Annotated in this window: 25 protein-coding genes; 11 read left to right on the forward strand and 14 right to left on the reverse strand. The window is 35.6% G+C overall.

Annotated elements, in window-relative coordinates:
* Positions 1-98 precede the first annotated feature (98 nt).
* A complete protein-coding gene (locus tag MKL33_RS13915; RefSeq protein WP_060465704.1) occupies positions 99-842 on the forward strand; it encodes an adenosylcobinamide-GDP ribazoletransferase in 744 nt (247 codons plus the stop codon).
* Between the two features lie 71 nt (positions 843-913).
* On the opposite strand, the gene MKL33_RS13920 is transcribed toward MKL33_RS13915, so the two are convergent.
* Both MKL33_RS13920 and MKL33_RS13925 read right to left on the reverse strand, forming a co-directional pair.
* A complete protein-coding gene (locus MKL33_RS13920; RefSeq protein ID WP_078220773.1) occupies positions 914-2,023 on the reverse strand; it encodes a 3-deoxy-7-phosphoheptulonate synthase in 1,110 nt (369 codons plus the stop codon).
* Positions 2,024-2,119: 96 nt separating this feature from the next.
* Positions 2,120-3,007: a sulfite exporter TauE/SafE family protein gene (locus MKL33_RS13925; protein WP_032052162.1), complete on the reverse strand. Its 888-nt coding sequence runs from the start codon at positions 3,005-3,007 to the stop codon at positions 2,120-2,122.
* A gap of 61 nt (positions 3,008-3,068) precedes the next feature.
* On the opposite strand from MKL33_RS13925, the gene MKL33_RS13930 reads away from it, so the two are divergent.
* Positions 3,069-3,185: a hypothetical protein gene (locus MKL33_RS13930; protein ID WP_002122212.1), complete on the forward strand. Its 117-nt coding sequence runs from the start codon at positions 3,069-3,071 to the stop codon at positions 3,183-3,185.
* Here MKL33_RS13930 and MKL33_RS13935 read toward each other — a convergent pair.
* The 4 genes from MKL33_RS13935 to MKL33_RS13950 form a co-directional block, all read right to left on the reverse strand.
* A complete protein-coding gene (locus MKL33_RS13935; protein ID WP_069035696.1) occupies positions 3,160-3,441 on the reverse strand; it encodes a DUF1634 domain-containing protein in 282 nt (93 codons plus the stop codon). The genes MKL33_RS13930 and MKL33_RS13935 overlap by 26 nt on opposite strands.
* Positions 3,438-4,994 carry a PepSY-associated TM helix domain-containing protein gene (locus MKL33_RS13940; protein ID WP_270907160.1) on the reverse strand — a complete coding sequence of 519 codons (1,557 nt, stop codon included), beginning with the start codon at positions 4,992-4,994 and terminating at the stop codon, positions 3,438-3,440. The genes MKL33_RS13935 and MKL33_RS13940 overlap by 4 nt, the downstream gene beginning before the upstream one ends.
* Positions 4,987-5,286, reverse strand: coding sequence for a hypothetical protein (locus tag MKL33_RS13945; protein ID WP_039761356.1), 300 nt, complete (start codon positions 5,284-5,286; stop codon positions 4,987-4,989). Before MKL33_RS13945 ends, MKL33_RS13940 begins: the two co-directional genes overlap by 8 nt.
* 66 nt (positions 5,287-5,352) lie before the next feature.
* Positions 5,353-7,488, reverse strand: a complete 2,136-nt coding sequence (locus MKL33_RS13950; protein WP_270907161.1) for a TonB-dependent siderophore receptor — start codon at positions 7,486-7,488, stop codon at positions 5,353-5,355.
* Between the two features lie 220 nt (positions 7,489-7,708).
* Here MKL33_RS13950 and lpxB point away from each other — a divergent pair, with 220 nt between their 5' ends.
* The gene (gene lpxB / locus MKL33_RS13955; protein ID WP_270907162.1) at positions 7,709-8,884 is read left to right on the forward strand and encodes a lipid-A-disaccharide synthase; all 1,176 of its coding nucleotides are present in this window, start codon (positions 7,709-7,711) and stop codon (positions 8,882-8,884) included.
* A gap of 33 nt (positions 8,885-8,917) precedes the next feature.
* On the opposite strand, the gene MKL33_RS13960 is transcribed toward lpxB, so the two are convergent.
* The gene (locus tag MKL33_RS13960; protein ID WP_004708933.1) at positions 8,918-9,787 is read right to left on the reverse strand and encodes a DUF2797 domain-containing protein; all 870 of its coding nucleotides are present in this window, start codon (positions 9,785-9,787) and stop codon (positions 8,918-8,920) included.
* A gap of 39 nt (positions 9,788-9,826) precedes the next feature.
* Here MKL33_RS13960 and MKL33_RS13965 point away from each other — a divergent pair, with 39 nt between their 5' ends.
* Both MKL33_RS13965 and MKL33_RS13970 read left to right on the forward strand, forming a co-directional pair.
* Complete coding sequence (locus MKL33_RS13965; protein WP_005069394.1) at positions 9,827-10,288, forward strand: DUF6231 family protein; 462 nt, start codon at positions 9,827-9,829, stop codon at positions 10,286-10,288.
* A 99-nt stretch (positions 10,289-10,387) separates the two neighbouring features.
* Positions 10,388-10,978, forward strand: a complete 591-nt coding sequence (locus tag MKL33_RS13970; RefSeq protein WP_005069392.1) for a YidB family protein — start codon at positions 10,388-10,390, stop codon at positions 10,976-10,978.
* Between the two features lie 290 nt (positions 10,979-11,268).
* On the opposite strand, the gene MKL33_RS13975 is transcribed toward MKL33_RS13970, so the two are convergent.
* Entirely contained in the window at positions 11,269-11,943 is a 675-nt protein-coding gene (locus MKL33_RS13975) for a metallophosphoesterase (RefSeq protein WP_270907163.1), read from the reverse strand.
* Between the two features lie 195 nt (positions 11,944-12,138).
* Between MKL33_RS13975 and MKL33_RS13980 the strand changes: the two genes are divergently transcribed.
* Positions 12,139-12,396: a helix-turn-helix domain-containing protein gene (locus tag MKL33_RS13980; RefSeq protein WP_270907164.1), complete on the forward strand. Its 258-nt coding sequence runs from the start codon at positions 12,139-12,141 to the stop codon at positions 12,394-12,396.
* A 34-nt stretch (positions 12,397-12,430) separates the two neighbouring features.
* Here the strand turns inward: MKL33_RS13980 and MKL33_RS13985 are convergent, their stop codons facing one another.
* Entirely contained in the window at positions 12,431-12,643 is a 213-nt protein-coding gene (locus MKL33_RS13985) for a helix-turn-helix domain-containing protein (RefSeq protein WP_270907165.1), read from the reverse strand.
* Positions 12,644-12,739: 96 nt separating this feature from the next.
* Between MKL33_RS13985 and MKL33_RS13990 the strand changes: the two genes are divergently transcribed.
* Both MKL33_RS13990 and MKL33_RS13995 read left to right on the forward strand, forming a co-directional pair.
* Positions 12,740-13,459, forward strand: a complete 720-nt coding sequence (locus MKL33_RS13990; protein ID WP_270907166.1) for a hypothetical protein — start codon at positions 12,740-12,742, stop codon at positions 13,457-13,459.
* Positions 13,460-13,580: 121 nt separating this feature from the next.
* A complete protein-coding gene (locus tag MKL33_RS13995) occupies positions 13,581-14,072 on the forward strand; it encodes a hypothetical protein (RefSeq protein WP_270907167.1) in 492 nt (163 codons plus the stop codon).
* A 107-nt stretch (positions 14,073-14,179) separates the two neighbouring features.
* On the opposite strand, the gene MKL33_RS14000 is transcribed toward MKL33_RS13995, so the two are convergent.
* The 4 genes from MKL33_RS14000 to MKL33_RS14015 all read right to left on the reverse strand — a co-directional run bounded on the left by MKL33_RS14000 (position 14,180) and on the right by MKL33_RS14015 (position 18,490).
* Positions 14,180-14,431, reverse strand: a complete 252-nt coding sequence (locus tag MKL33_RS14000) for a hypothetical protein (protein WP_270907168.1) — start codon at positions 14,429-14,431, stop codon at positions 14,180-14,182.
* 883 nt (positions 14,432-15,314) lie between these two features.
* The gene (locus tag MKL33_RS14005; RefSeq protein WP_005110673.1) at positions 15,315-16,085 is read right to left on the reverse strand and encodes an IclR family transcriptional regulator; all 771 of its coding nucleotides are present in this window, start codon (positions 16,083-16,085) and stop codon (positions 15,315-15,317) included.
* 165 nt (positions 16,086-16,250) lie between these two features.
* Entirely contained in the window at positions 16,251-17,522 is a 1,272-nt protein-coding gene (locus MKL33_RS14010) for a CitMHS family transporter (protein WP_270907169.1), read from the reverse strand.
* Positions 17,523-17,566: 44 nt separating this feature from the next.
* Entirely contained in the window at positions 17,567-18,490 is a 924-nt protein-coding gene (locus MKL33_RS14015; RefSeq protein ID WP_270907170.1) for an SMP-30/gluconolactonase/LRE family protein, read from the reverse strand.
* A gap of 218 nt (positions 18,491-18,708) precedes the next feature.
* Between MKL33_RS14015 and MKL33_RS14020 the strand changes: the two genes are divergently transcribed.
* From MKL33_RS14020 to MKL33_RS14030, 3 genes are read left to right on the forward strand one after another with little or no spacing between them, the layout of a single operon-like run.
* Positions 18,709-19,647 (forward strand): hydroxymethylglutaryl-CoA lyase, encoded by a 939-nt coding sequence (locus MKL33_RS14020; RefSeq protein WP_270907171.1) that lies wholly within the window; start codon positions 18,709-18,711, stop codon positions 19,645-19,647.
* Position 19,648: 1 nt separating this feature from the next.
* The gene (locus tag MKL33_RS14025; protein ID WP_270907172.1) at positions 19,649-20,842 is read left to right on the forward strand and encodes a CaiB/BaiF CoA transferase family protein; all 1,194 of its coding nucleotides are present in this window, start codon (positions 19,649-19,651) and stop codon (positions 20,840-20,842) included.
* Between the two features lie 50 nt (positions 20,843-20,892).
* Positions 20,893-22,221, forward strand: coding sequence for an MFS transporter (locus MKL33_RS14030; RefSeq protein ID WP_270907173.1), 1,329 nt, complete (start codon positions 20,893-20,895; stop codon positions 22,219-22,221).
* Between the two features lie 89 nt (positions 22,222-22,310).
* On the opposite strand, the gene MKL33_RS14035 is transcribed toward MKL33_RS14030, so the two are convergent.
* Entirely contained in the window at positions 22,311-23,120 is an 810-nt protein-coding gene (locus tag MKL33_RS14035) for a helix-turn-helix domain-containing protein (RefSeq protein ID WP_270907174.1), read from the reverse strand.
* Positions 23,121-23,360 lie beyond the last annotated feature (240 nt).

A 23,360-nucleotide genomic window follows, 5' to 3' on the forward strand; every position in this document is an offset into this window, starting at 1 on the left:
TTTTTGAAGTCTTTAATGGGAATAGGGATTGCTATTCCCATTTTTATTTCTTCATAATTCAATTTGTTTTTAAATATAGACCAGTTAGAGACTTGGATATGATACCTTTTTGGATTGCATTGCAATTTTTAACTGTTCTGCCTATTGAGTTAAGGACTATACCAACGGCGCAACAAAATGGTCGAGCTACTTTATTTTATCCGCTGGTCGGGCTGATTATTGGTGGCATACTTTTTATTGTTGCCTGTCTTCTTGCCAAATTACCCATTCTTTTACTTACGACAATCATACTCACTTTATGGATTTGGCTGACAGGTGGATTGCATTTAGATGGGCTAGCGGATACTGCAGATGCGTGGATAGGCGGTTTTGGTGACAAGCTGCGTACTTTACAAATCATGAAGGATCCAAGTTGTGGCCCAATTGGAGTTCTCAGCTTAGTTATCATATGTTTGCTCAAATTTGCACTGGTTTATGTATTGATTGAACAGCATCAAACGTTATTTTTAGTCTTTGTTCCTTGCCTTGGACGTATTGTGCCATCTATTTTGTTTTTAACTACACCCTATGTCCGTGAAAAAGGTTTAGGGCGTTCTTTGACAGACCATTTACCCAAAACTGCTTCATGGATAATTACTGGGTTCGTTCTACTATTACCTTTGTATTGGGAGTTGCAAGGGCTTATTGCCATCATTAGTTTTTTAATAAGTCTCGTTTATTTGAGACATGTGTTTATAAAAAGCATTGGTGGTATTACAGGGGATACAGTTGGTGCAGCAATTGAGATTAGTGAAACCGTGCTGCTTTTTGCTTTTGTTTTGAGTTATTTTTATTTAGTTTAATTTTGAGTTCCATTAAAAAATAAAAAAGCCCTCAAAAATGAGGGCTTAATTTTCAATTGTAAAAAGATGAATTAACGGTTTGGTAAAACATTTTTTAAAGCTTCATGCATTTCAAGCAATGTCTTTTCAGTAGTTTCCCAATCGATACAACCATCAGTTACTGATTTACCATATTCAAGGTCACAAAGATTTTCAGGAATATCTTGGCGGCCGCCTTTTAAGTGACTTTCGACCATAATACCTACGATTGACTTGTTACCATCTAAAATTTGTTCAGTAATATTTTTAAGAACAAGCGGTTGTAAGTACGGGTCTTTATTTGAGTTAGCATGGCTCGCATCAATCATGATTTTGTTGCTCACTTTTGCTTTTGCTAAAGCATTTTCTGCTTCCGCAACAGAGCCTGCGTCATAGTTCGGTTTGCCATTACCACCACGTAATACAACGTGTGCATAAGGGTTACCATTTGTATTAATAATTGAAACCTGACCGTCTTCATTTAGACCTAAGAAACTATGGCCATATTTAACAGATTGCATCGCATTGGTTGCAACAGTTAAGCCACCGTCTGTACCATTTTTAAAACCAACTGGTGAAGATAAGCCAGAAGACATTTCACGGTGAGTTTGGCTCTCTGTTGTACGTGCGCCAATTGCAGACCATGAAATTAAGTCTTGGTAGTACTGTGGAGAGTTAGGATCGAGTGCTTCAGTTGCACATGGCAAACCTTTTTCATTCAACTCAAGCAAGAGTTTACGGCCAATACGTAAACCTTTTTCGATATTAAATGAGTCATTCATATCAGGGTCATTGATTAGGCCTTTCCAACCAATTGTTGTACGTGGTTTTTCAAAATAAACACGCATAACTAGATATAGAGTATCTTTAACCTTTTCGCTTAGCGCTTTTAAGCGATCAGCATATTCGTGAGCAGCTTTTGGGTCGTGAATAGAGCAAGGACCAATAACAACAAACAAACGTTTATCTGAACCATCTAAAATATTACGAATAGTTTCGCGGCCTTTTAGAACAGTTTGCGAAGCAACATCAGATAAAGGAAGTTCTGACTTAAGCTCATTTGGTGTTACAAGAGTTTGAATGCTTTTAATATTAACGTCGTCGATATCTGGCTTTGAAACGGAATTTGAATGTGTAGTCATTGCTGTCACTGGTTCGATCATACTAAAGGTTGTTTTGTGTACTGAATATACCATGAAATAATTATGAAAATACTACATCTCATGGTATTTCAGATTGGAAAAATCCTATTGATTTTACTATCTTTCAGTTGAGTTGCCTGTTTTTTCGGCAACTACTGCTTGTTGTTGTACCACAGGTGCTTTCGGTTTTGCTTTGACTGGATGAACCATAAAGTTAACACCGAGGGCAAATAGGGTAATCCCTAGAATTTTTCGGATTAAACGTTCAGGCATACGAGAGCTAATTAATGTTCCAATAATAATTGCTGGAATTGAACCCACCAATAACCACATCAGAAGTGTAAAGTCGACGTTACCAGCACTCATGTGTCCAAGGCCAGCCACTAAGGTAAGTAATACCGCATGTACAACATCCGACCCGATAATTCGGATCATTGGCAAGTTCGGGAACATAATCACAAGTGCCATGATCCCAAATGCACCCGCACCAACTGATGAAAGTGTTACGAATACACCTAAAATGATGCCCATAATCACGATAAAGCTACGTTTTTTATGGATTGCCAACTGCTCATTTTCAGTTTGAGTGACTTCTTTAGTTCTGAATTTATTAAAGAATTTCTCAATACGCGTACGGAAAATGATGGAAACACCAGTTAAGGTCAGCATAAAACCTAACACCATGGTGAGTACAGCTTTATAGTGTGTTGACTGGCTTAAATAATGCTCAAGTACCCATGAAGTACCGAAAGATGCAGGAATACTACCTACTGCTAACCATAAAACAATTGGCCAGACAATATTGAGTTTTCTAGCGTGAACCATTGATCCACAAAATTTTGAGATTGCAGCATAAAGTAAATCGGTACCAATTGCGATATGAGGTTCAATTCTAAAAAGGCTAATTAAAATTGGTGTCATTAATGATCCACCACCAACTCCTGTAATCCCTACACAGAAACCAACTAACATACCCGCTAAGATAAATTCAAAAGCACCAGACATCTTTATCGCCACTTATCACGAAACGCAGATATCTTATTCCTTTTAGAGATAAACAGTTGTCATGAATAATGATTTACTTATGCAAAAAAAAGCTAAGCAACGAAAATTTTGCTTAGCTTGTACTATTTTTCATCATTTTTTAAAGAAAATGATTATTTTAATGACTTTAGTGGGTTAATTAAAAGTATAAGAATAAAAGTTAATGGCGTTGCAAAGATCCACCAACTGACAAAACCAATTGAAAATTTATATTGTTGAATAAGAATAAATGCACATAAACCAAATAGCATGAATGCAGCTATTTTGAAATATCGGTAATATTTTTGAGCTAATGATTTGAAATGACCTGTTGATTTCGGCGATCGATATTTCTCGCTCGCTATAAACAACAAATACATCCCTAATAAAATTAAGATGAAAGCTATAAGAATCATGAGCTCACCTCAGTATTTAATTTATTCAGCTTTTTTTGAATTTTTGCGACAGCTTTATGCTGAATAGGTTGAATTTTGAAGAATATAAAAATAGCTAATGCTGCAAAGATCCACAAAAATACATCTACACGTGCAAAGGTCCAATAATCACTGAGGCTTTGAACATACTCATGTTTAAGTAAATAAATTAGATTTAAGATTGGAAGTGCAAGACACAGCATAATAAAAACGCTAAGTTGAGTTCGCCACAAATGCTGCTTTTTAGTGATGAAAGCAATGATTAAGCTGATTAACCAAACCAAGAAAAAGCTATAAATTTCATAATTGATCGTGGTTGAAGTAACTGTAAATAATCGATTAGCGCTTAAGTAGGCGACAGTTGCACACGGCAATCCTACAAATGCTGCAACATTTAAACGGTCAACTAAATAGTGTCCGAAATGAAACTGACTACTTTTATTTTGAATTTGGCGTTTAAGACTCCAAAGTAACAAACCAGAGGCAATCATTACACAGCCTAAAATGCCTGAGAAAAAGAATCCTAAACGAAGTAAAGGCTGAGCAAATGTTGCCATGTGCAGGCCATAAACACCCGCATTTAGCGTGGCAATAGGACTATTATTACGTGTATCTGCCAAGACTTTGCCAGTTGAAGCATTTAAGGTAATTTGAGGCTGATTTCGAGTAATAGTGCGGTCTTCTTTTTGAATAAATGTAATTTGAGCTTGATTGGTATTTGGATTTTTTACACTCATTGTTGATAAAGGTTGGTTGCCCCAACTTTGTTGAACTTGGCTCAACAGCTTCTCAATAGCTAAGTTTTGAGCAGGCTGAATTGATTGGTTCTCAAGTACAGTCTTTGTACGTATTTCGGTAAAATATTGATAAGGGTTTTTAGGGTAAAGTTTTTGCATTCCCCAAGGTAGATATAAATAAAAGAAAATAGCTAAGCCTGTAAATGTAATGGTTAAAAAGAAGGGCAGAGCAACGACTGAAGAAATATTATGAAAGTCTAGCCATGAACGCTGAGACTTAAATGTACGTAAAGTAAAAAAGTCAGTGAATATTTTTTTATGGGTAATAATGCCTGAAACCAAAGCAATCAGCATAATAAATGCTGCAAGACACACGACTAATCGCCCAACTATTATTGGAATGCCAAAAAGTTGGTAATGGAAACGGTAAAAAAAATCTCCGCCTAGGGTTGCCGAAAGTTGAAGTTCTTTTCCCGTGTTAGCATCAAGTGTGGCATTACCATAACCGCCGTCAGCTTTTTCCCAATATATAGTGTTGACGGGACTTTCTGGTGTTGCAACAGTTAAATACCAAGATTTGGCGTCTGGAGCGTTTTCTTGTAAATATTGATATGCTGTTTTAATAGCAATATCTTGCTTTACTTCATATTGTGCAAGTGCAGGCTGCATCCATAAATTAATTTCGTGGCGGTAATAAGATAGGCTACCCATTAAGAAAATGGCAAATACGAGCCATCCAAAAATTAAGCCAGTCCATGAGTGTAGCCATGCCATAGATTGACGTATACCTTTATGCATAACCCACCGTCCGTGTCACAATAAAGAAAAGGGCAAATAGTGCGATTGATAAAATGGTCAGTCGTACTAATGATTGAATGCAGAACCCAACAATCACAAAGACTACGTAAAATAAAATCGCTATAAATGCTGAGAGATAGATAGCCTCAGCTTTGTCCAGATTCAAAAGGAAGATTCCAGTGAGTCCAAGACTTAAACACACCATACAGGCAAAGCCCATACCGAAAACTAGCAAGAATCGATAGAAAACTTTTATACGATATGACACAGGGAGATTTACAGTTTTGGACATCTTTACTGACACATAAACAAAGAATAATAAGTAAAGCCAATCCCTAAATTGGGATTGGCTACGGTATTAATATTTAAACTTTACAGCAACTGTATAGTTGGCTGGAGCGCCATAAAAAGCTTGCCCATCGGGGAAACTATTTAAATATTTCTTGTCAAAAATATTATTACCATTTGCTTGAAGCGTAATATGATCATTGACTTCATAGCTTGCCATTAAATTGACTAAAGCATATGCATCTTGTTTGATCGTATTGTTTACATTTGAATCATATAACTTTATCCCATCTTGCCATTGTAAACCTGCACCAACTTTCAGCTTAGGTAAAACTGGCGGAGTATAGGTGGTTAGCAAATTAAGTGTCTGGTTTGGATTGTAGGTTCTTGCCTCGCCACCATTTTTAGTATCTTTAATACTAAATTGAGCATAGCCGAAAGAAAGATTTACGTTATCAGTAATTTGACCTGATAGACCGACCTCTACACCTTGTGACTCTAAATCACTCGTTGGTACTTTTCGATTAAGTGGATTTCCATCAGAGCTGCGTAGAGGGTAATTATTTTGTTCAGTTTTAAATACTGAAAGTGTTCCTGTTAAACGGTCATCTAGCCATGAACTTTTTACGCCCATTTCATAGCTTTTACCATCAATAGGTTTTAAAGCTTGATTGGTATCTTTATCAATACCAGTTTGAGGACGGAAAATTGAGGTGTAACTCATATAACCTGTATATTCAGGTGTAAAGTTATAAGTTAGTCCAACATATGGTGAGACTTTACTTTCACTATATGACATTGGTGAACCATAACTTTCACCTTTACTTTCAGCTTGGACATAGTTTGCACCAAGTAAAAGTTTTAAATCTTCATTAAGATGTAAGCGTGTCGCAGCATAGATGGAATTAATATTCTGCTTATAGTTTGCAGCTTCTGTGAAATCTGACCAAGTTATAGATTGCGGTGTCCAACTTGACCAATCGGTAGTGGTTGACTTTATAACATTACTATCATTAATCGTTCCTGTAGATTGTTTATCTTGTTGACGATTACGTACATAGCTGTAGCCTAAAGATGCCTCATGTTCTCGATTGAAAAGTTTATATGTTCCTTCGAGATTAAAATCGACAGCATGTTTTTCTTGGTGCTCTTGACCGCCCCAAGGGGTTAAAGAAACACCTGATCCATCAGCTTTTGGATAACCATAGTAATAGAGAAGACGGCTATTATGCTTCGTATCAAGATAGTTGTAAGTTAGCTTAGCCGTCCATAGATCATTAATTTTTTGTTTTAATTCAACAAAAGCATTTTGTGTCTCATTATCCCAGTGTGCCCAGTCAGGGTTTGGATTATATGAGCGATCATATGAAATTTGTTTACCATTGGCATCTAATAAAGGCAGAGAACCCCAGTTATTTGCATTAGGTTTATTTTGTTCTTGGCTATAACCTGCGGTAAGTAAAGTACTATCTGTCAGATCAGCTTCAATAATACCTGCGAAACCATTTTTCTCAGAAGAATACCGATCAAGGTAAGAATCACCAGTTTGTTCATAGCCCATAATACGGCCACGTACTTTTCCACTCGGTATAATTGCGCCAGAAACATCAGCTTCATAACGCTGCGTATCCCAAGAGCCATAACTTACACCGCCACTTGCTTGGAATTCCTGAGTCGGGCGTTTTCGAATATTATTGATTGTTGCACTTGGATCACCGAAGGCGTTAGTTAAAGAATCAGCACCTTTAACAACTTCTACACGATCATAGAAATAAGTATCAGGATTCGTATTGTTATAGTTATAACCTGAGAGGGGAAAACCCACGCCGTCAGTTAATATATTTGAAATCTCAAAGCCGCGAGCCATATAAGTAGTTCGCTCAGTTTCTTGATTAGATACGGTTACACCTGGGGTATTTTTTAAAACATCTCGGGTACTATTAAGTCCGAAATCTTCAATTTGCTGACGAGTAACGACGTTAATGGTTTGAGGAGTTTCTTTAGCCTCAATATTAAGCTTGGTTGCGCTACTCGAGTTCTTAACATTATATGCTTTGGTTTGTTCAGAAGACTGTTCAGCATTTGATGCTTTAACTTGAATCGTCTGTAAAGCTTGTACCTGTGCATCTTGGGCATAGGTGAGGTTTGCATAACAAATCGCGCAGGCGATTACGGTAAGCTTAAATGGTCGAGGTGGGATATTCATAAGATTAAAGATAATGTAAATAATTCTCATTTATTTTATTGTTTGTAAATGTAAGCTACAATTCAAATTGCATTGTTAATTTAGATTAAAAGATGGTGAATGAGTGTAATTTTAGATAGCTTGTGCTGTGGCCGCTCTTGGTAAGTACATATAGATCAAGTTCAAGTTTGATAAACCTCTATGCTAGAATGCATTATTTCAAATTCTTGGGTAAATCACCTTGGCAAACCGAAAACTTAAAATAGGTATTGTAGTTGGGGAAGTTTCTGGAGATACGCTTGGTGTGAAACTTATGCGTAGTTTTCGAGAACAGGGAATCGATGCTGAATTTGAGGGAATCGGTGGTCCCCAAATGATTGCTGAAGGTTTTAACAGTTATTACCCAATGGAAACTCTATCTGTGATGGGGATTGTTGAGGTCTTAAAAGATTTAAAAAAATTATTCGCCGTGCGTGATGGTCTAATCAATCAATGGACTCAACATCCGGTTGATATTTTTATTGGTATTGATGCACCAGACTTTAACCTTAGACTTTCGAAAAGTATTAAAGAAAAGAATCTTCCAATAAAAACAGTTCAATATGTGAGCCCATCAGTTTGGGCGTGGCGCCAAGGGCGTGTTCATGGCATTAAACAGAGTATAGATTTAGTACTTTGTTTATTTCCTTTTGAAAAAGTTTTTTATGAACGATATGAAGTTCCAGCAGCATTTGTCGGACATCCGCTAGCTAAACAATTGCCACTTGAGAATCCAATTCAAATTGCCAAACAGCAATTGGGTATTGATGAAAATCAGAAGCATATTGCTTTGTTACCAGGTAGCCGCAAAGGTGAAGTAGAGCGTCTTCTTCCTATGTTACTGGGGGCTGCCAATATTTTGCATACCAAACATCCAGACATTCAATTTTTAATTCCGGCAATTAATGATGCTCGTAAACAGCAGATTGAGCAGGGTGTTGAAAAATTAGCGCCTCAATTAAAAGCAAAAATTCATATTTTAGAAAATACGGGTAGTGAATCGAAAATTGGTCGTATGGTCATGAACGCGAGTGACATTATTGCTTTAGCATCAGGAACGGCGACATTAGAAGCCATGCTGATGCATCGACCAATGGTCACATTCTATAAATTGCATTGGTTAACTTATTTAATTGCTAAATTCTTGGTGAAAATTCCTTATTACTCTTTGCCTAATATTATTGCCGGTAAAAAAGTAATTGAAGAGCTGATTCAAGCCGATGCAACATCTGAAAATTTAGCAGCAGAAATAGAAAAACTAATGAATGTTGAAACCGCTCAAATTCAGGTGATGCAGCACTTAACCATGCATAAACAGCTTATTTCTGGAAATACGGAAGACCCAGTTCAAGTCATCCTAAATGTACTAGAGAAGTAAAAAAAGGCATTCATATAAGAATGCCTTTTCTATTTATGCACGTACAATCAGCTCGTACCCTGTATATTTACGAATGTTGATAACACCGATATCAAAAATTAAATATTGGCCTTTAATCCCTTGTAAGACACCACGAATTTTTGGTGTTTTATCTAAGTTTAGAGACTTAATTTTTTCAGGATATTGTTCAACTGGGTAAACAAACTCACGTGGCAATTCATTTTCTAGTAGTTCAACCGTTTCGTTAAATTCAAGGTTTTGACTAAATTCTTCACGAATAGTTTGAATTTTAGGGGCGAACTCTTCGATTAATTGATCACGTTGTTCAACCATATTTAAAGGTTCAGCTTCACCCTTGAGGAGTTTGCGCCAATCTGTTTTATCAGCAATTAAAGAACCAAACATGGTTTCAAGCTGACCAGATAAACGGCGCGATCCAACTTTTAAAATAGGTAAGGCTTGAGTTGCACCTTGATCTAACCAACGACCTGGCATATGGCTAACACGAGTAATACCCACTTTTAAAGCACTAGAGTTTGCCAAATATACAATATGTGGTTGGAAACAAACGCTATGGGCAAAGTCATCTTCACGACATGTACCTAAGTGATAGTGACATGTTTCAGGTTTCATAATACACAAGTCACATTCCGCTTTAGTTTTAAAACATTTAAAGCAGTGACCTTGAGAATAAGACTTCGGTGTTTTAGTGCCACAAGAAGTGCAATAAATATTACCTGTCCATTCGATTTCTAGTTCTTGTCCTAAATTAAAAGGAAGATCAATTTCTGAACGGTCTAATACAAATTTGTATTCAACATTTGCCTTGGTTGTCTGTTGATCAGTTACACTAGCATCTTTTAGGCCTGCATGCATTTTATGGCAAATGCCTTGTAGTTCCATAAAGTTTAAACTCACATCTTTCAATTAAGGGTTGCAGTTATGGCTGAACAAAATGTCATCACTTCTATGCTAGACGATTTATCAAATGAACAGCCCATTCATACTGCACTTTGTATTGGCCAGAAAATTGACCAGAATAACGCAATTCAATGGCACTATTTTACCGTAACTGAGCTTTTAAGTCTGCCTTTTACTCAGCGTTATGACTTGGGTTTTGTATTGTTTGATACTGATGAAATGCAGAACATCAGCGATGTACAAAAATCACAATTATTAGTAAAGCTAAGAGATTTATTAGCGAAACGAATTGTAGTGGTAAGTAAACGCAGTGATGAGCAGTTATTACGTTCTTTAGGTTTTACTCAACTTATTGATAAAACTTCACATGATAGTGATTTTGCTTTATGGCAATTTAATATATTGACTTATAAACATGTTCCAGACTGGTTTAATTCAAAGTTCTGGGCGAACCCGGAAAACTGGAATAAATTCCGCTGGTAAAAGGGCCTTAAATCTCTTTCAAAATTTAACAATTTGGTTTTTGCTGTCTTAACAAGAATCCGCGTATGCTCATGTATAAACCATACATAAGAGTTACACATGACTAATTTAAGCAATATTGTAGAAGTTTTGGCTAAGCAGGCTTTAGGTGGAAATCAGCAAGCGTCAGGTCAAGGTGGTTTAGGTGGAATTTTAGGTTCAGTACTAGGACAAATGGGGGGCAATACTTCTTCGGGCGCTCAAGGTGGCCTTGGAGGAGTATTAGGTTCTGTATTAGGGCAAGTGACTGGCAATAACAGTACACCTCAAACAGGTGGCGGCGTACAAAGTTTATTAATTGCAGTTGTGCCTTTAATTTTAGGTTGGGTACAGCAACAAGGTGGTTTACAAGCTGCATTAGAAAAGTTGAAAGGTGCGGGTTTAGGAAGTCAGGTTCAAAGTTGGGTTGATCCAAATCAAAGTAATAGCGAAGTTCCGACCCAACAGTTACAGAGTCTATTTAACCCAGCTGACATTGAACAAGTTGCCGAGCAAGCTCAAGCGCCCAAAGAACAAGTTTATGGTGCAATCGCATCCGTCTTACCTCAGGTCATTGACTCTTTAACCCCTCAAGGTGACAGTACCGATCATCAAGAAGCAAACCAAGATATTCAAAATGTCATGAATCTTGTAAGTGGTTTTTTAAAATAAGATATAAATCTTAAAAAAGCCGATAAGCTTTATATCGGCTTTTTTTACTCAGGACAAAAAATAAAAGGGCTTCATATTCTTTCTAGTTGAAATTATATAAAATATTTTTATATATCTAATTATCAACAACATAGCTGCTAAATTGCATTTATATATATGAAATTTAATGTATAAAAACCGAAGTGAGCATTTTATTAATTATTTAATATTATTAAAACTTTATTTTATAAAAAATTCTCATTGAGTATAGTTTTCCAAGTTAAAAGCCGGCTCTATTGTTTGCAATTAACTCAAATTAATTTTTTTATATATAGATCTTTACTCCAGAAAGAACCAATATCGATATAAAAACAGTTATCTAATTGGACGGGTGCTTTTACAATGGTATGCCCTAAGTAGACCTCATCTATATTCTGTATAGTTTCAAAATCTTCACAATAGTGGCGGATACGCTCTCTTCCCCATAATGCTCTTCGATAAGAAGACTGTAAGCCAGAGATATGATAATTACCTTGCTCAACATCTTTCTTGAATAATTCCCAGTCATTGCTATCTATATCTGCATGAACAAAACCAATCTTTTTATTACAAGTTTTCAATTCGATAAGAATAGGAAGTTGAGAGAAGATGGAAGAAATTTCTAACTGTTTATTCTGTGATAATGAGTAAAACCATTCACCACCATTTCTTAAATGTATATCTCTAATTCTAAGATCAGATTGCCCTAAAATACACATTTCCTCATGATTTCCTCGAACCATAGTGAACCACGGTTGGTTGATAAGAGTTAGACAATCGATATTTTCGGGACCTTTATCTATTAGGTCGCCCACTGATATGAGTAGATCATTATCAAAGTCAAAATTGTGTTCACCTAATTTCTGCATTAGAAGAGAATAACAACCGTGTATATCACCTACGACAAAAATATGTCCTTGGGTATGGGATAAGTAGCGTGTAAACATAGCCAATACTTTATTACAGCAATTGAAGAGTGTAACTATCATCTTTTTTAAAAACTATTATTTTGAAAATTTAATTTGTGTTTTCTAGTATATCAATCTAGATCATTAGATCTTTTAAAGTTAGCTATATAGCTAACTTTAGTCATTTTTTATAGTATGTTAGCCATATAGCTAACTTTGTATGGGAAGATTACGATGGTACATAGAGGTCAGATAGGTGAAAAAGTAAAAGAAGCAAGAAAAAACAAAGGTTATACGCAACAGAAGGTCTCTGAATTGACGAAAATTAATAAAACAACCATATCTGAAATTGAAAATGGCCGTTTTACAGGATCTTTTGATATCTTTGAGCGTATATTGGATGAGGTTGGATTACAGTTTGAAGTTGTGCAAAAGAAGCATATTTTACCTGATTGGGATGAAATCGAAGCATTATTTGCAGAGAAAGATTAATGAATATCATGATAAATAAATTAAAAATTTTCCATTAGGTGTCAGGTAGTAACTCTTTTGCATTAGTATCTAGGACTTCAGAAATCTCATACAATTTTAATATCGTAATATTGACTTCACCTCTTTCAATTCGACCAAGATAACTACGATCTATGTTACAGAGTAGTGCCAATTTTTCCTGACTGATTTGTTTCTCTTTACGTTTTTGACGAATTAATTGTCCAATTTTTATAGATAAATCTCGCATAAATTCTATTCACATAAAGAATAGAACTATTATTTTTTGCGGTTTAATAGTCCACGGATTATAATCCTCATTTCTAATGTTTTAAGTGAATTAAAAATGAGCAAGATTCCACTAAGTATAATTACCTTTTTCAGTTTGACTTTAGTCGGTTGCCAACAAATGCAGGAAGCTGCAAATTCAACCGTAAAAACAATTTCTAAGGGTGTTCAAGCTTATGATGGGTGGGTGAGTAATGGTACGGTCAAGGTTTGGAACGATATGCGGGATGAAAATATCCGCAATAAGTTCTTGGTACTTTCTTCAGAAGGTAATAATAAAGTCATCACTCTAAACTCAGCTTTATTAAAGGATAAGTACAAACTAGAGAAAAGAACTTTCGATGCTATATTTCTGGAAAAATATATTACTCACCAAGCTAATTTTTCAGAAGCAAACCGTAGAATTAATAATGGTATTTATGTTTCAGAAAAGGACTTGGCTGCACAACTTTTTATTGAGCAGGCATTAGCTAGAGGTAATGAAGTTCGTTTATATAAGAAAGATGTAAATGCATCACTTAACAATAATTTAAGACAAGCGATTACAGCCTTTAATGGGGCATCTAATCGTTATGATATAGATCCAGCTTTAATTGAATTTGATAAAAAAGGCAGTCCAATTGCGATTATGACTCGTTCTTGGCAAACCATCTCGGCAATTGGAGTCGATAGCCGTATATATACCAATATTTACTTTGGTGCAGATATGATGCGTTGGTTTGAAAATAATTATACCAACCGTTATTTGGAAAATAATTTAATTCGGACATATCGCTAATTTGCTTCGATTTAGACCTTAATAAAGCGTAGGGAAGACCAATACTTTCCTATGCTTATCTATACTTTAGCTAAGTAGCCTATTGTTCATTTTCTATTTCAATTGTTGATCTTATATCTGTATGTCTAAACTGACCTTACCCTTTTACCATGAATTTTTTGAAATCCTTGAGAGTAATGAAATATTGGATTGGAGAGCAAATGACTTTGTCCAAGCCATTTTTAGTAAAAGGAAAAATATAGGAGACAAGGACCGCCAGTTAGTCTACAGAGGACTAGCTATTTTAGTGGAGTGTAAATATTTAAATCGTGAAAAGAAAGTCGAGAACAATAGGATATATAGATATAGTGAGGCTCCACGACTTAAGTTACATAAGGAAAATATCCAGCAAGAGAGAATAAAAGAAGTACTAGCTATCGAGCAAGATATTATCGAGAAATCATTACAGAGAATCAAAGTAGAGCAAATTCTTCTTCAAGATATTACCAATAAACATCCTGATTTTGAAAAATTCTTAAAAAAGTATGAGGTGTATATTTCTAAAAAAATAATAGAACTGGAAACTAAAGTCATATTTATACGAGAAATTATTAATGATATAGAATGTTTTTAATTATTTGTTTTTAAAATAATTATTGTAGGGCTATGGGTTTATTCTGAGCTTTGGAATCTTTAACTAAACTAGTGGTATAAAATAAACTTAAGTTGTTGATTAATAGGTTATCGTTTATCATGTCGTTTTTTAATCTTAAATTTTCTGCGATTAGTAATTTTTTTGGAAAGATTAGGATTTCTTCCAGTTAATTTTTTAATAAAAACTGGTTGATCATCTTCTGGAGTCTTACTCCAAAGAATATCATTCTCTACGTAAAGTACTTTTCCATTACTTGCAGCTTTGACGAAGGTATCTCGAAGTACTTTGGCAGCTGCTTGAGCAATAGCACGTTCACCTATAAACATAGTAGTTGACATATCTGAAACTCACAAAAATGATATTTTCTAAGTTATGACAAATCCTGTTATAGATAGCCATAAATATTTATAAGCATAATATTAATTTTTCATGATTCCAATATTAACTTTTAATCTCATAAAAGTTATAGGTAGTTCATAATTTAGATTTTTTTAATTGAGTTAGAGAAAATAATTGAAAACAGCATCTTTAGCCTGGGAGAGATAATTAAAAAATAAGAGTTAGATAGGGCAGAAATAGATAAATTAGGTCTAATAAAATTACTACGTCAAATTGTGGCGTAGAGCGTAACCAATCTATCTACTTCTTTTTAAAATTGTTTTAAACTCTTTGCATAATTAATATCACATGCATAAGTAGTAGTTGGTTATGGCCACATGAAAATATTGTCGATGCTTTTTATGAAATTACAGGACTTAATTCTCTTACACAAAATGATGATATAGTAATTTGTATAAACTTTACTGCAATAGCTGAGCCAATCAAGGAAAAGGCTAATCAACTTAATAAGACATCAGGAGCCAGTATTGTACTAGTCTGTTAGCACAATATGCTGTATCTGCTCTTCAAGCTAAAATTTCAGAAAATGTTTATATCTTGGAAGGCGGTAAGCAGGCTTGGACAAAAACTTTTGTTTTGGAAACTGATAAACATGTGTACTTGTCACCACTTATAGATCGGTATAAACGCCTTTATGAAGGAACGGATAATTCTGTTCAGGCTATGCAAGACTATTTAGAGTGAGAATATGGATTAGTTGCCCAATTAAATATAGATGGGCACATGGTTTCTTTGTAATTTAGTTAAAAATTACCAAAATAATGATAACAATCATAATAGCTCTTTAGAGATATGAAGCGCTATTATGATTATTTTTATACATCAACTAGAAATTGATAATCGTTTAATAGCATCTTCTAAACCATAAATACTTCCTGCTAAATACTTTGAAACTTGGATACTGCATTCAAGTAAAAGCGAAGTATTTTCGGCAATTTTTTCTTGTGTTAAACGTTCAGAAGGGCCTGAAATGGTAAGCGCCCCTTGTAACTGTCTACCATTGCTAAATACAGGGACAGACAAAGAGGACGTTTCTGGATCACGTTCTCCAAAGGAACTTGCCCAAAATTGATTTTGGATTTGTTGTAGATTCTCATCTACATCTGTTTGAGAAAATGCGCGAAGAATTTTACCCGAAGCACCAACACTGACTGGGAAAGTATCTCCTTCAGAGATAGAAACCTTTACAGATCGAGCGGGCTCAATGCGAAACAGAACAACGCGTTTATCATTGTCTAAAATATAAAATGAAGACGTTTCACCTGTTTCTTTAGTAATTCGTTCTAATACCGGGTAAAGCACATCTTTAAGCTTAAAAGAATTTTGATAAATTCTTGATAGTTTTAACGGTGTAATGCCTAAAGAAAATTGGCCATCTTCATTTCTAACAACATAACCATGACGTTCTAATGAACTCAATAATCTAAGAATAGTACTTTTATATAGCTTTGTACGGCGTGAAATTTCTGCGAGAGATAAGACGGGGCTATCTATATCAAAAGCATCTAAAATAAGTAATGCTCTATCTACGGCAGCTACACCTGAATTTTGCTTATCCATTTGGCTATCAGGATCTTGTGTTGATTTCGTCATACAAAAATATAAAAACTCAATTAATTTTAAGTGTTTCAGGAATAAGTAAGTATAGCTGTAATTTAAAAGATGAAATAGATTTTTTAGTGAATGTCAGTACGTGGCGAGATAAAACATAGAAGAATATAAAAAGTGCCTTCAAATATTGAAAGCACTTTTTATAATTTAGATAAGGCCGATAGCTATAGCGGCAATATACATCACTATGCAAGTTCCAGTACACCAGAGTAAAGATGCTTTTTGATTCTCACCATAATCTACATTGGTTAAAGAACATAATAGATAAGTAGAGGCAACCATTGGGCTTAACAAGTGAATAGGTTGACCGATTAAACTTGCGATAGCCATTTCATTTGCGCTGATACCATAATGTGAGGCAGTTTCAGCAAGAATAGGTAAAATTCCAAAATAGAAAGCATCATTCGTCAAAATGTAGGTAAATGGCATACTGATAAAAGCAGTAATCGATGATAGATAAGATCCGGATGTTTCAGGAATAATTGAGATGAGATGCTGAGCAATAGCTTCAATCATTCCTGTACCTGTCATGATTCCTACAAAAATACCCGCAGCAAAGATCAGAGAAGAAACTGCTAAAACACTATCTGCATATTTCGCGACTAATTTTTTCTGTTCAGAAAGTTCTGGGAAGTTAACCACTAAACCGATACAGAATGCCAAAATGAATAGAGGTGCTAAAGGTAAATAACCTTTAATCATTGAAAAAACGAGAAGAATAGTAAGTATTAGATTGAACCATGATTTCCAGCTTTTCGTATTTTGCTCATGATGGATAAGATCGTCATCTGGCTTAATTTCATGAATACCTAAACGCTTTCTTTCTTTTAAACCCAAGTAACAAGCGACAAATATGACCCAAATAAGACCCGCACACATCACGGGCAACATTTGTAAGAAAAGTCCAGTTGGGTCGACTTTAAGTGCGCTCGCAGCTCTAGAAAATGGACCAGCCCAAGGTAAAATATTCATTACCCCAATTGACAGTAATAGAACAGTTGCCATGACTTGTGGGCGGATTCCAATTTTTTTGTACAAAGGCAACAAGGCTGTTGCGACAATAATATAAGTCGTTGCGCCATCACCATCTAGCCCGACACAAATTCCAAGAATAGCTGTACCTACAACAATTTTTAACGGGTCGCCTTTAACAATTTTAATGATGAATTGAATCAGCGGATTAAAGAGGCCAGCATCTGTCATCATGCAAAAATACAAAATTGCAAAGGTAATCATGATGCCAGTGGGAGCAAGTAGCTTAATTCCATCAATCATCATGCTACTCATGTCTGCGACATGACCAGTCAAAAGCGCAAAAATTACTGGAATAAGTACTAAAGCTGTAAGGGCGGATAAGCGTTTCGACATTACCGCATACATAAATACAGCGATCATGCTGTAACTTAAAAAAACTAACATAAATCAATCCTTGATTTACTTAAGAAATAAATTTTAAGTAGAAATTAATGATGAGAAAACATTGGCTTACCCGAATGTTCTAAATAGGTAGTTAAGATAGAACCAGTAGATGAATCGATCATAAATAATTGCTTATTTTCATGACCACCAAAGGCTAGATTGGTAATCGTTCTACCAGCACACGATTTAATGCGATAAAGGGGTTCTGCATATTGGTTAAATACCCATACACATGCTTGGCCAGCATCACAAACATATAGATTTTTATCAGCATCTAAAGCAAGTCCGTCAGCACCGCTTAAACCTCCAGCGAGTGTAGTAAAAATGCCCACTTTTGTAGTAGAGCCATCTTTTTGGATTGGTAAACGCCATACAGAATTTCCACGGGTCATTGCGACAAATAAAGCTTTTTCTTCATAGTCCATGACCAAACCATTTGGACTTGGAGCATTATTAATAAGACATTCAAGATGTTCTGTATTCATGTCATAGCTGAATACACGTCCTGTAGGGTCATGCATTCCTGTCTGGCCTTGATCTGTAAAATAAAGTTTTCCATCTTGAGAAAAAAATAAATCATTTACCCCTTTAAAACTTTCACTTTTGCGATGCGTTAAAAACGGGCTAACCACACCTGTATTGGGGTCTAATTGCATGATTCCATTTTTATAATCAGCAATAAAAATTCGACCATCATTATGTATTTTTAGACCATTTGGCCAGCCGTCATATTCCGCTAAAAGGTCCCATTGACCTTCTGGAGATATTTTAAAAATTCGTCCAAACGGAATGTCGGTAACAAATAAATTTCCATTTTTATCGAAAGAGGGTCCTTCTAAAAAGCTCGTTACTTTTTGACCCGGTTTATTAGCACGAACCCAGTCTGATTCATCATGCTTTAAAAAAACTTCAGGAATTTGACTAAAAACCTGAGTTTGTAACTCTTTCGGTGGTGCGAAAAGACTCATACAAGCATCCTTACTGTTCTATTCTACAGAACAATGTTCTATTTATATTTATTTTTTAGCTTATTTTTAGTCCTGTCAAGTATTTTTAAATTTTTCGAATTTTGTGGTTGAGCTATAAAAATTTTAATTTGCATTAAAAATAGAACTGTGTTCTATTAGGTAGAACGCTATTGGCGTTATATGTGAAATTATTCTTGTGCAATAGGAAATGTCAGCTTATGAGCCATTCAAAGGACATCGATATATTGGTGAGCGAGGTTGGACCTCGCGATGGTTTGCAAAGTATTAAACAAACCATGCCAACTGATATGAAGAAAAAATGGATTTCAGCTTTAGCTCAAGCAGGATTAACTGAAATAGAAGTTGGATCTTTTGTATCTCCAAAATTGCTGCCACAAATGGCGGATTGCGGAGAGTTGGTTAAACACACTTTGACTTTAAAAGATGTATTCGTTACCGCTTTAGTCCCAAACTTAAAGGGTGCCGAAAATGCATTTAGGGCAGGGGTTCAAAAAATTACGATCCCTGTCTCAGTAAGTGAACCTCATTCACTCTCAAATATCCGTAAAACTCATGCTGAAGTTTATGAAGAAGTGAATTCAATCATTCAGCTTAGAAATGAAAAATATCCGGAAATATTAATAGAAGCAGGTCTATCAACAGTCTTTGGTTGCACGATTCAAGGTGTAGTTACGGAAAATGAAGTCCTATCGATGGCTCATCGAATGGCAAAGTTAGGTGTAGATGAGATTGGTCTAGCAGATACGGTCGGATATGCAAATCCTGTCCAGGTCCGCAGCCTTTTTAAAAAATTAAAACAGGAAGTCGGGAATTTAGCAGGCAGTGCACATTTCCATAATACGCGTGGGCAAGGTCTGGCAAATGTTTTAGCCGCGATTGAAGTGGGTGTTACGACTTTTGACGCATCGCAAGGCGGCATTGGTGGATGTCCATATGCCCCTGGTGCATCAGGCAATATTGTCACTGAAGATTTAGTTTACCTATTAGAAAGCATCGGACTACGAACTGGTATTGATATAGATCGACTTGTTGAAGCGCGAGAGTGGTTAAAGCAAGGAATACCGGGAGAGCCACTATACGGATTTATTCCAGATGCAGGCGTAGGTAAAAATTTTAAATATGCAAAGGACCTGTAACATGAACGATGAAAAGAAACTTCCATTGGCTGGGATTCGAGTTTTAGAATTCGTACATATGGTTATGGGGCCTGCTTGTGGTTTACTACTGGCTGATCTTGGCGCTGAAGTTATTAAGATTGAGCCATTACCCCAAGGTGACAACACACGCAGACTTATGGGGTCTGGTGCTGGTTACTGGATGACATATAACCGCAATAAAAAAAGTTTGTCAGTTGATATTAAAAGCGAAAAAGGGATGTCGCTTATCAAGGACTTAATCAAAACTGCTGATGTAGTAATTGAAAACTTTAGACCTGGAGCGATGAAAAAACTAGGACTCGATTATGAAGGGGTTAAATTAATTAAGCCCGATATTATCTATGGTTCAATGAAAGGTTTTTTACCCGGTCCTTATGAGCATCGAACTGCTTTGGATGAGGTCGTACAAATGATGACTGGGCTTGCGTATATGACGGGTCCCGTGGGACGTCCATTACGTGCTGGAGCATCTGTTAATGATGTGATGGGCGGCATGTTCTGTGCTTATTCAATTGTTGCAGCTTTATACCAACGTCAATTAACTGGCCAAGGTCAACTTGTTGAAACAGGTTTATTTGAGAACTCTGCATTTTTAGTTGCGCAGCACATGATGCAAAGAGCGGTTACAGATAAGCCTGTAGCTCCAATGCCAAATCGTGTTTCGGCTTGGGCTGTATATGATGTTTTCAACACTAAAAATAATGAACAAGTATTTATTGGTGTTGTTACGGACTCACAGTGGATCGCATTCTGTGATGCTTTTGGCTTGGAAACTCTAAAAAATAATCCGGATTTTGCTCAAAATAACCAACGTGTAAAAGCACGTGAGCAAATCCATCCCATTATTCGTGAGACGCTTAGTCAATTAGACAAAACAAAAGTAATGGAACTATGTGAACAGGCGGGTTTACCTTTTTCTCCAATTCAACGTCCAGAAGATTTATTTGAAGATATTCACTTAAATCAGTCAGGAGGGATGGGGAAAGTGGTTCTAGAAAATGGTAAGCAAGTAAAGGTTCCTTTATTGCCATTTACGATGAATGGTCAACGCTTCGGTGTCCGTGAGAATGTGCCAGAAGTAGGTGAAGATACCGTTGAAGTGCTTACATCTTTAGGCTATGACCAAGCGAAAATCAAAGAACTAACTGATTCGCAAATTATTAAATCGAACTAATGCTTTGAGCATTAGTTCTTTAATTCGTGTTTTATGCAAGGACTGCATATATGAACTCTTCAAACAACTTTTCAAATGATACTATCAATTTGCAACAAGTGGCATGTGATAGCGCAATCAAAAAGGCAACTTGGCGTTTTATTCCACTGCTAGCCCTTGCATATTTCTTTAATTATTTAGATCGCACAAGTGTGGGATATGCGGCATTACAAATGACAGATTCCCTTGGTTTAACTGCAGCTCAATTCGGGTTAGGAGCAGGGATCATGTTTGTAGGTTATTGTTTATGTGAAGTTCCAAGTAACTTGGCAATGTATAAATTCGGTGCACGAGTCTGGATGGCTCGAATCATGATTACATGGGGAATCGCAGCTGCTGCTACAGCATTTGTGGTTGGACCATATAGTTTTTATTTTATTCGCTTCTTATTAGGTATAGCAGAAGCCGGATTTTTCCCTGGTGTTATTTTCTTTTTAACTATCTGGTTTCCAGCTCAATATAGAACCCATATTCTGGCTTTATTTACGATTGCTACTCCTATTTCATTCTTAGTAGGTGGGCCTTTATCTATATGGCTATTAGGTTTGCATGGCCATATGGGCCTAGACGGTTGGCAATGGATGTTCTTAATTGAAGGATTACCTGCATGTATTTTAGGTGTTATCACTTATAAAGTACTAAAGAATAGCCCTAAAGATGCACATTGGTTAACCAATGATGAGCGTAACGCTTTAACAAGCGTGTTAGCAAATGAAAAGCAAAAAGCAGCAGGTAATCATCATTTTAAAGATGCACTGAAAGATATTAGAGTGTGGATATTAGGATCTATTACTTTTAGTTTTACGCTAGGCACTTATGGAATTGGTATTTGGCTACCTCAGATGTTAAAAGCCCAAGGTGTTGAATTAAACTTAATTGGTTGGATTGCCGCTATTCCGTATTTCTTCTCAACAGTTGGTTTATTAATCTGGGCTAAACATGTAGATCGAACAGGTAAACCTATTCGTAATCTTGTGGTTGCACTAGTGTTAGCTGGGATCGCACTGATTATTGCTTTGAACTTGTCGGGTTTAATTCCCGCATTGATTGGAATTACTTTCGCTTTAGTTGGTACAATTTCAGCGAAAACAATCTTCTATACATTACCCGGTAAATTTTTATCTGGAGAGGCAGCAGCAGGTGGGATTGCTTTAATCAATTCAATTGGCGCTTTTGGAGGTTTTGTTGGACCTTATCTAATGGGTTATTTGAAAACAGCGACCGGTTCCTTCACAAGTGGATTTATGATTATGGGTTGTATTCTCTTTTTAGCAGCGTTTATGACAATACTTCTTTATATGACAATGAGGAATAAAGAAGCCACCGCCAAAACTGTTTAATCAACTAGTGAAAGGTAGTCTTTGATTCAATTTAAAGACTACCGAATACAATAGGCAATTAACTTAACCTATTTAAAATATAAATAAATTTAGTTCTTCAAATATTTTATAAAGTCTGTTGGTGACATTTGACTAAACTTTTTAAATTCTTTATGAAAATGTGCTTGATCGTTATAGCCTAAATCATAAGTTAAGTCCGATAGTTTCAATCCTTTTGAGTTATTTAAAGCTTGTATTGCTGATTGAAAACGGATAATACAGGCAAATGTTTTTATACTCATTCCAACGTCATGTTTAAAAACTCTTTGAATATGTCGACTACAGTAGCCTGTCAATCTCTCAAGATCTTTAATTCTGACTTCATTATTTTGATTAATTATCAGATGTATAATTTCTTGGGTCATTATCGAAAACTTTCTACTGAGCCCATCAGAAAAAACATTTAAAAATAGATCAATTTGCTGATTAATAGATTTTTCAGAAGAAATCTTTTCAATAATCCATGATTTATTTGTTACTAGATCATTGAAGCTAACACATTGATTTAATATTTCTTCTCCTGAAGCTTCAATAAAATTAGGAATAATCCCAGGTAGAAATCTTATTCCAAAGTAAGGTGTATTTTCTTTGAGCGGTACTATTTGGGAATCTAAAGTAGAACCGCAAATACGTGCTTGAGGTTGTAGGGGGCTACATTCAAATAAAATATCTATACAGCCGTCAGGAATAGCTAAAACTGGTGATTCAATCTGTGGTATATCCAGTCTATAGAATTCGGAAATAATATTGGAAAAAGCATCACAACGTTGATAACTATGTATTCTCTTTTTGAAAAAGGGTTGATCACAGTAAAATTGAGCGAGTTGATCTCTTCCTCGAACGCAAGCATTCATATCCATTGAAGTCCTCTTAAACACTATATTAAACTTTATAGAGCAAGTAATGTGCCAATAAAGTTAAAATCCTTGTATTAGTTAATATGTTAACTATATCTGAGTAATTTACAATACCAGTTATCCAATTCTTGTTTTAAATTAGATCAATATTAATAACAAATGGTGCAAAAAAATTGGTTAGTTATTTTATTTTCAATGAAATCAAAAACTAACTTATGTCGCTTTTTTACAATCTTAAAGAAA

This window comes from Acinetobacter sp. AOR43_HL (genome assembly GCF_027854635.1).
Taxonomy (GTDB): Bacteria; Pseudomonadota; Gammaproteobacteria; order Pseudomonadales; family Moraxellaceae; genus Acinetobacter; species Acinetobacter pittii.

Excerpts from the sequence above, each read along its gene's own strand:
- MKL33_RS13915 (WP_060465704.1), top strand. The coding sequence starts at position 99 with ATGATACCTTTTTGGATTGCATTGCAATTTTTAACTGTTCTGCCTATT.
- MKL33_RS13920 (WP_078220773.1), bottom strand. The coding sequence starts at position 2,023 with ATGATCGAACCAGTGACAGCAATGACTACACATTCAAATTCCGTTTCA.
- MKL33_RS13925 (WP_032052162.1), bottom strand. The coding sequence starts at position 3,007 with ATGTCTGGTGCTTTTGAATTTATCTTAGCGGGTATGTTAGTTGGTTTC.
- MKL33_RS13930 (WP_002122212.1), top strand. The coding sequence starts at position 3,069 with ATGAATAATGATTTACTTATGCAAAAAAAAGCTAAGCAACGAAAATTT.
- MKL33_RS13935 (WP_069035696.1), bottom strand. The coding sequence starts at position 3,441 with ATGATTCTTATAGCTTTCATCTTAATTTTATTAGGGATGTATTTGTTG.
- MKL33_RS13940 (WP_270907160.1), bottom strand. The coding sequence starts at position 4,994 with ATGCATAAAGGTATACGTCAATCTATGGCATGGCTACACTCATGGACT.
- MKL33_RS13945 (WP_039761356.1), bottom strand. The coding sequence starts at position 5,286 with ATGTCCAAAACTGTAAATCTCCCTGTGTCATATCGTATAAAAGTTTTC.
- MKL33_RS13950 (WP_270907161.1), bottom strand. The coding sequence starts at position 7,488 with ATGAATATCCCACCTCGACCATTTAAGCTTACCGTAATCGCCTGCGCG.
- MKL33_RS13960 (WP_004708933.1), bottom strand. The coding sequence starts at position 9,787 with ATGGAACTACAAGGCATTTGCCATAAAATGCATGCAGGCCTAAAAGAT.
- MKL33_RS13965 (WP_005069394.1), top strand. The coding sequence starts at position 9,827 with ATGGCTGAACAAAATGTCATCACTTCTATGCTAGACGATTTATCAAAT.
- MKL33_RS13970 (WP_005069392.1), top strand. The coding sequence starts at position 10,388 with ATGACTAATTTAAGCAATATTGTAGAAGTTTTGGCTAAGCAGGCTTTA.
- MKL33_RS13975 (WP_270907163.1), bottom strand. The coding sequence starts at position 11,943 with ATGTTTACACGCTACTTATCCCATACCCAAGGACATATTTTTGTCGTA.
- MKL33_RS13980 (WP_270907164.1), top strand. The coding sequence starts at position 12,139 with ATGGTACATAGAGGTCAGATAGGTGAAAAAGTAAAAGAAGCAAGAAAA.
- MKL33_RS13985 (WP_270907165.1), bottom strand. The coding sequence starts at position 12,643 with ATGCGAGATTTATCTATAAAAATTGGACAATTAATTCGTCAAAAACGT.
- MKL33_RS13990 (WP_270907166.1), top strand. The coding sequence starts at position 12,740 with ATGAGCAAGATTCCACTAAGTATAATTACCTTTTTCAGTTTGACTTTA.
- MKL33_RS13995 (WP_270907167.1), top strand. The coding sequence starts at position 13,581 with ATGTCTAAACTGACCTTACCCTTTTACCATGAATTTTTTGAAATCCTT.
- MKL33_RS14000 (WP_270907168.1), bottom strand. The coding sequence starts at position 14,431 with ATGTCAACTACTATGTTTATAGGTGAACGTGCTATTGCTCAAGCAGCT.
- MKL33_RS14005 (WP_005110673.1), bottom strand. The coding sequence starts at position 16,085 with ATGACGAAATCAACACAAGATCCTGATAGCCAAATGGATAAGCAAAAT.
- MKL33_RS14010 (WP_270907169.1), bottom strand. The coding sequence starts at position 17,522 with ATGTTAGTTTTTTTAAGTTACAGCATGATCGCTGTATTTATGTATGCG.
- MKL33_RS14015 (WP_270907170.1), bottom strand. The coding sequence starts at position 18,490 with ATGAGTCTTTTCGCACCACCGAAAGAGTTACAAACTCAGGTTTTTAGT.
- MKL33_RS14020 (WP_270907171.1), top strand. The coding sequence starts at position 18,709 with ATGAGCCATTCAAAGGACATCGATATATTGGTGAGCGAGGTTGGACCT.
- MKL33_RS14025 (WP_270907172.1), top strand. The coding sequence starts at position 19,649 with ATGAACGATGAAAAGAAACTTCCATTGGCTGGGATTCGAGTTTTAGAA.
- MKL33_RS14030 (WP_270907173.1), top strand. The coding sequence starts at position 20,893 with ATGAACTCTTCAAACAACTTTTCAAATGATACTATCAATTTGCAACAA.
- MKL33_RS14035 (WP_270907174.1), bottom strand. The coding sequence starts at position 23,120 with ATGGATATGAATGCTTGCGTTCGAGGAAGAGATCAACTCGCTCAATTT.